Raw genomic sequence first — 7,283 nt, 5'->3', positions numbered from 1 at the left:
AAATATCATCTAGATTTAAATACATTGCATTCAAAGAAAAGAATGTTTATAGAGCAGGAAATTTATGCAAAGCTAGTGTTATATAATTTCTGCAGCAGAGTAAGTAACAATATAAAAATTAAAGAAAAAGACAGAAAATACGAGTATCAATTAAATTATGTACGTGCCTTTCATATAATACGTAACTACCTAAAAGAAAAAGGTGGAAAGAATCCACCTGATATTGAATCACTGATAGCTAAAGAAATACTGCCAATCCGTCCTAATCGCCAGAATGAACGGAAAGTGAAAGCCAAATCACCGGTATCTTTCAACTATCGATATGATTAACACCTAATATTATATATTTTTTAAAATGTAGTAGCAATACTACAAATTTCGTCGTGCTTTCAAATAAAAACACCATCCAGACAATAGTATCTGGATGGTTCGTCATTTCTTAACTTAATGACATTGCCATACCGAGTACTTGTTTTTTTAGATTGCCTTGATTTTTATAAATGTGGTTTGTACAAAGAATGGGAAAGCATGACCAATCACTTGGAAATGCCAACAAACAAAGAATTAGAATACAACCTATCTTCTTTGCATCTTTCCATTCTTGATATTCCACCCATAAACCAATCACCGACAAGAATAATGGCCATATAATACTTGTCTGATTTAATAAAGAATCTTTTAAAGGAATCAAAGAAATGCCAAAACAGAAGTTATACGCAAAGTGAGCGATAATTGAAAAAATCAATAATCTTTCTAAGTACTTCTTTAAACTATGCGTATGCGTATAGCCTTCAACCACCATAAACCACATGATAGGTGCTGCCACTCGTCCAATTAAATGAATCAATAAAAGCCACCAATACTTTTCATAATTCGGATAAAATGTTGTTGCGAAATGATCCATAAACATCGCAATGATCGCAATCATCTTGATTTGATTTCCATTTTACTTTTTTATCATTGAGTCACACCTTCTCCTACATTAGGTTCAAAGTGCGAATAAACAACATCTGCACCAAATAAAAGAAGTAAAACCAAACATGCCGCAGATAATTTTTTATTTAAGTGTTCTTTAACCCAGTTATCAATTAATGGTGCAATCACATAGACAAAAGCCATACCACCAATGCCAAACACCAATAAGCCTTCCGCACAAATTCTTCCATGAAGATTTAAGAAGTAGCCTGTATAATCCCACCATTTTTGACCATTATGCGTAAGCTCTAAAAAGAAACCCGTAAAGTATTCAATACATCCACAAAGAAGTACGGCCATACTAAATTCAACTTTGGGGCGCATTCTAAATCGTTTTAATAAAAGTAAAATTAAAACACAGCCAAAACCATAAATAGGAATCCACGGACCATGTAAAACTCCGCGATTCACAAAACATCCATAGCTAATCATAGATAGACTCACTTCCCAGATCCATCCGACAAAACACATAAAGAAGAAACAGACTAAAATAGATGTTACTGTATAATTTCGATTTGGATGTAAAACACGAAGATTTGACTTCTTATACTCCTCTTCAATTGGAGATAGCCTTACTGGATAACATAATAAATACACTTCGGTAATCATAGTTTCAGCTTCCATTTTATTATAGGTATATCTCTCATATTGTTTTTCTTTTGAACTCAAATGAAAGATGATCCCAAAATTATCACACAAGAATTTTTTTACGCCCGTATACGCATTTTCTATTGGATTTTTCGCATTCAATGCCGCAATTACATCCGAATACGTATTACGCATCAAAGCACTACTTGGTTTTTCAAATAAATACGTATCATTTAAGATAGCACTTTGAAATTCTTTTCTTCTTAGTGTATAAAATTCACTCATCACAGCCATACGATACATATTCGAATAGAATATAGCACTAATCCCAAATGTACAAACATCCAGAATGTACCATCCAGCCATTGAAAATTGCCATTTAAAACATTCCAACTTATGTCCCTTCATCATATTTCGAGATAAAGAAAGTGCATCTTTTAAAGATATCGTCGGATTTTCAGCTAAGATATAATCCACTAAGAAATACACATAGTAAAAGTAGACGCCTCCTATCGCAGTAAAGTTCATAATTATTAAAATCATAGATTTCACTAACCTCACAAACGCAACATTCATCTGTTTACGAATTCGCATTAAATAAACCAATCGATCAAGTGGAAGTTTTGCATAAACTCTTCCTTCCAAAAATAGTCTGCGATTGATGACTGGCAATACATTCACAATATACACTCTATAAAACACAGATATGCATAAACCCATCACGACAAAACAAATACCCGCAATATCTTTTGAATGAACAATGGTAGATAAACCTAAAAATAGTGTCTTCACAAAGGATCCTGAAGTAATTCCATTTACCACATGTGCAAATACACCGTTGGTCGTACCAAAGACGTCTTCAGGAAGTAAAAATGTCATCGACTTCACAAAAGAAGAGTGCATTAATAGGCCTGAAACTCTCTTGGCATTATCTTGTTTTAAAAGGGATAAAGTCGAACTAAATTCACTTTCCATAAGTACTGCTGCAAGACATAACACTAAATAGGTCGCATAGTGAGTTTTTACATTTTTATGTGCATTTTTCTTAATTTCTTTGAGTTTCATACTTAAATAATAGCATATCTGTAGTAAAATATTTTCAAAAAGAAAGGGGATTTATGATGAATCCAATTATTCAAAGTTTATTTGACCGCAAATCTTGTCGCATTTTTAAAGATAAAGAAATATCCCAAGAAAAAAGAAAATTGATATTAGAAGCTTGCATGCAGGCACCGAGTGCAGGAAACCAACAAATATATACAATCATTGATGTACAAGATAAGAAACTACAAGAAACGCTATCTAAAACGTGTGATAATCAATCTTTTATTAATCAGGCTAAAATGGTTTTAATTTTCTGTGTTGATTTTCAGAAATGGTATGATTTATTTAATTATGAAAATTGCAGTCCTAGAAAACCAGGCGTAGGCGATTTATTACTAGCCACAACAGATGCGACCATTGCCGCACAAAATGCGGTTGTAGCTGCCGAAAGTTTAGGAATCGGATCTTGTTACATAGGTGATATTTTAGAGCAGCATGATTTACATAGAGAATTATTAAATCTAAGTGAGTATGTAGTCCCTGTATGCATGTTAGTACTTGGATATCCTGCAGAAGATCATTTTAAAAGACAAAAACCAAAACGTTGTCAATTAGAAGATATTGTTTGTGTTGATCAATATCATAGAAAAGACCAACAGGAATTAAAAAATATGTATGAATATAAAGCTGGAAATAAAACATTAAACGAATGGGCAACAGCTTTCTGTAAACGAAAATACAATTCGGATTTTTCAAAAGAAATGTCAAATTCTGTACAAAAATATATTGATCAATTTAAAAGTGAAGCCGATTAAGACTTCACTTCTTTTCTTATAGTTTTAATGCAATATTTACGCCATCACGAACTGCTTCCAAAGCTTGTGCTACACATGATGCATCACCAAATAAGTATGTTTCTTTTCCCGTTTCTCTAATAGCTTCATATAGACTTGGGTCTGGTTTTGAGCCTGTCGCATATACGATAAAGTCAAATTTTCCTAAATTTTGTGTTTCTCCACCTTTTTCAACCTTAACACCATCTTCTACTGATACAAGTTTTGTTTCTGTTAGTGCCTTGATTGGTAGACTTTGAATACGAGTCATTGTAGAAACTAAGTTTGCCGGAGATTCTCCATCACCAATATTCTTTTTCATTTCCAAAATTGTAACATGTGCATCCGGGTGCTTTTCACAAATATATTCACTTGCCTCAACGCCAACCATGCCTCCACCTACGACAAGGATATTTCCATGCACATCGACTTTATCACCCAAAATATCATGTGCTGTATAGGCATCTCCATTTGGTTTATTTGGAATAGAACCATTACATACTAGAATCACATCAAAATTATGTACATCATTCACTTTCACTTCATGATTTAAATGAACTGGAATATGCAATCTTTGACATTCATTTTCTAAATAATCAATCCATTTATGCATTTCTTTTTTCGGTGTAATCTTGCTAGCAAGATTGATCTGTCCACCTAACACATCACTTTTTTCAAAAACTTCTACATCAAGTCCTCTTAAAGAACACATTCTTGCAGTGCTTAATCCACCGATTCCGCCACCTACAATCATAATTTTTTTATTCGAAACAGTTGGTTCTATCTTTATTTCCATTTCATGACCACAGAATGGATTAATCACGCAAGTTCCATATAACCGCTTTGTTTGTTGTCCAACACATCCTGCAAGACATCCTGTACAAGGTGCAATTTGTGCATCTTTATGTTCTTTTGCCTTCTTGACAAAATCTGGATCTGCAAGTAAAGCACGACCTAGTACAATACCATCGACTTTCTCTTCCTCCACTAAAGAACGAGCCAATTTCGCTTCATTGATCTTTCCCACCAACAATACGGGTACGTGACTGATTTCTTTGATTCTTAAAGCTTCTTTTAAATTGGTTGCACACTCTTCTCCATGACTTGGCATAATTTTGTTTGGCAATTCATATTGAGATCCACCCGAAATTTCAAAGGCATCAACACCTCTTTTTTCTAATTCAGGTATCAATTGAAGTGTATCTTCAATTGTATTTCCACCTGGAATCTTCTCAGATCCAGACATTCTTAAAATAATTGGAAAATCATCTCCACATTTTGATTTAATCGCTTCTACCACTTCAAATAATAAGCGTGCACGATGCATTAGATTGCCACCATATTCATCTGTTCGCTTATTTTTTAAAGGACTCAAGAAAGAGCCTAGAAGCATATAGCCGTGAGCACAATGCAGTTCAATTCCATCAAAACCAGCCTGTTTTGCCTGATAAGAAGTATTTGCATACATGGAAATAATGTTTGGAATTTCTTCTATTTTTAATTCACGAGTTTGTTGGTACATCGAATTTAAATAGCCACTACTAGAAATTGGTGTAACCCCAAAGAATGAAGAGATACTTTCTGGCCCTGGATGTGTAATTTGAGGAATAATTTTTGTTCCATATGCATGGATCTTATCCGTAAACTTCTTATATTCCAAAATGCTTTCTTCACTTCTAAAACATAGCGTATTTCCTAAATAAGGTGTATTAGGGTCAACACTAGTCGCATCCGTAATAATACATCCTACTTCTCCTTTAGCTCTTTCAAGCCAATATGCCTGTTCTTGTAGTGTTGGGATTCCCGTTTGATCTCCATACCCTAAAGACATAGGAGCCATAAAGGTACGGTTTTTCAATATCATTGAACCAATTTTAAGTTCATCAAATAAAGTTGTCATATCGCTACCTACTTATTAATTTCTAATACTGCATGATAAGCATCTTTAAATGCATCTAAAGCAACACCTGCTTTTTTACAATCACCAACGATATATGTAGGAATATCTAAATCTGCATACATACTTGTGTCGTTTGCCTTTGAACCAACAGCCATAATGACACTATCATATGGATATTCTTTGCCACTGGCAACAACTGCATGATCATCAATTCGTTCTACAGTGGCACTTGTCTCAATTGTGATTGGCATTTGTGCCATCACAAACTGCGCTGTAATTTGACGTAATGGACCTAGATCCTGTAAAGCTTTTTCTTTCATTTCTAAAACAGTAACTTTCTTTTGTCTGGCAGCCAAGAATTCAGCGGTTTCAAAACCAACAAGACCACCACCAATAATGACGACGTTTTCACCTGGCACTTCTACTTTTTCACTCAATACATCATGTGCAACAATAGCTCTTTCACTACCTTCAATTGAAAGTACAAACGGACTGGACCCAATCGCAACAATGAGTGCATCCGGCTTAATTTCTTCTAGCATTTCCTTAGTAACAACAGTATTTAAGTGCACCTCAATTCCAGATTTTTGAACATCCAAAATCATTTTATCTACCGCATTCTTAAAGTCTTTTTTAGCTGAAATAGCCCCGGCCAATAAGAATTGTCCACCAAGACTTTCACTCTTTTCAAATAAAATTGGTGTATTACCTGTTTCTTTTAAATCTAAAGCTGCTTCCATACCTGCAATTCCGCCACCTAAGATGACAACTTTTTTAGAAGCAGATTCTGGTTTTAAGTCTAATGTATCCTCTTCTAATAATCCCGGATTTCGCATACAAGTAATGTGTTTAATCGCTGGATTATATAAGGATGCACAGAATGAGTCATAGCAGCCTTGGTTACATCCAATACAATAGCGAATTTGATTGACTTTACCAGCTCTAGCCTTGTTACAGAAATTAGCGTCGGCAAGTTGAGCACGTGCCATGACAACTAAATCGGCCTTGTCATCTTCTAAGATTTTTTCGGCAAATTCAGGCGTATTGATACGTCCACAAGGCATTGTCAACATACCCGTTTCTTTTCGAATGCGTGCAGCATCTTCTACGTTAAATCCATTTTCAATATCAACTGGTGCCACTTCATATAATGTAGCTGCCGTTAATATATTTCCACGACTAATATTTAATACATCAACACCTAATTCTTTAGCATCTTTACAGAATTCAATCACTTCTTCAACCGTTAATCCACCATCTAACATGTCATCATGACAATCTACACGCATGAATAGTGGCATATCTTCTGGCATATTGGCACGAATCGATTTAATACATTCCAATGGGAATTTCTTACGGTTTTCAAAAGAGCCACCCCACTCATCACTTCGATGGTTAATTCCACCTGAAAGCATAGAGTGTGGTAAATAGTTATGTGCACAATGGAATTCTAAACAATCAAATCCAGCTTCTACTGCACGTTTTGCAGCTTGGCCAAACTTATCTATTATATCGAGTAATCTTTCATTTGTGATAGCTGGCACTGTATATTGTGGACTTAATGGTAAGTCATTGGGCACTAAAATTTGAGCCGTTTGATCTGAAGCTACGGCTAATCCACCTTGCCATAATTGAATGCAAGTTTTTCCTCCAGCTTCATGCACGGCATCATTTAATTTTTTAAATTCTGGAATGTATTTGTCTTCGGCAATCGACAAGAATCCAAAAGGTGCACTTGGAGCATCTACACTTGTAACTTCAATTGTATTTAATCCATTTCCACCTTTTGCACGAGCCACATGATACGCAATCAACTTATCTGTAACACTCTTTCCATCTTCACTTTCCGCACTTTCATGTGTTCCCATCGCAGACATGACAACACGATTTCTTAATTCCATACCACGAATCTGTATGGGTTCAAACAATTTGTCAAACATATG

5 protein-coding genes and 1 pseudogene are annotated in these 7,283 nt (G+C 34.9%); 2 read left to right on the top strand and 4 right to left on the bottom strand.

Going from position 1 to position 7,283, the window contains the following annotated elements; translation table 11 throughout:
• A pseudogene (locus H8911_RS05450) lies at window positions 1–330 on the top strand (IS4 family transposase); the annotation flags it as partial.
• A 109-nt stretch (window positions 331–439) separates the two neighbouring features.
• On the opposite strand, the gene H8911_RS05445 reads toward H8911_RS05450, so the two are convergent.
• A complete protein-coding gene (locus H8911_RS05445; RefSeq protein WP_369410293.1) occupies window positions 440–934 on the bottom strand; it encodes a TraX family protein in 495 nt (164 codons plus the stop codon).
• Window positions 935–957: 23 nt separating this feature from the next.
• Window positions 958–2,628 (bottom strand): DUF975 family protein, encoded by a 1,671-nt coding sequence (locus H8911_RS05440; RefSeq protein WP_186998932.1) that lies wholly within the window; start codon window positions 2,626–2,628, stop codon window positions 958–960.
• Window positions 2,629–2,681: 53 nt separating this feature from the next.
• On the opposite strand from H8911_RS05440, the gene H8911_RS05435 reads away from it, so the two are divergent.
• Window positions 2,682–3,422, top strand: a complete 741-nt coding sequence (locus H8911_RS05435) for a nitroreductase family protein (protein ID WP_222620964.1) — start codon at window positions 2,682–2,684, stop codon at window positions 3,420–3,422.
• Window positions 3,423–3,438: 16 nt separating this feature from the next.
• On the opposite strand, the gene H8911_RS05430 is transcribed toward H8911_RS05435, so the two are convergent.
• Together H8911_RS05430 and baiCD are read right to left on the bottom strand one after the other, a co-directional pair.
• The gene (locus H8911_RS05430) at window positions 3,439–5,340 is read right to left on the bottom strand and encodes an NADH:flavin oxidoreductase (RefSeq protein WP_117924539.1); all 1,902 of its coding nucleotides are present in this window, start codon (window positions 5,338–5,340) and stop codon (window positions 3,439–3,441) included.
• An 8-nt stretch (window positions 5,341–5,348) separates the two neighbouring features.
• A complete protein-coding gene (gene baiCD / locus H8911_RS05425) occupies window positions 5,349–7,280 on the bottom strand; it encodes a bile acid Fe-S flavoenzyme BaiCD (RefSeq protein WP_186998931.1) in 1,932 nt (643 codons plus the stop codon).
• Between the last annotated feature and the right edge of the window lie 3 nt (window positions 7,281–7,283).

It is taken from the genome of Holdemanella hominis, assembly GCF_014306155.1.
In the GTDB taxonomy this organism is placed as follows: Bacteria; Bacillota_I; Bacilli_A; order Erysipelotrichales; family Erysipelotrichaceae; genus Holdemanella; species Holdemanella hominis.
Note: the sequence above shows the minus strand (reverse complement) of the source record. Positions and strands in the feature narration are given on the sequence as shown.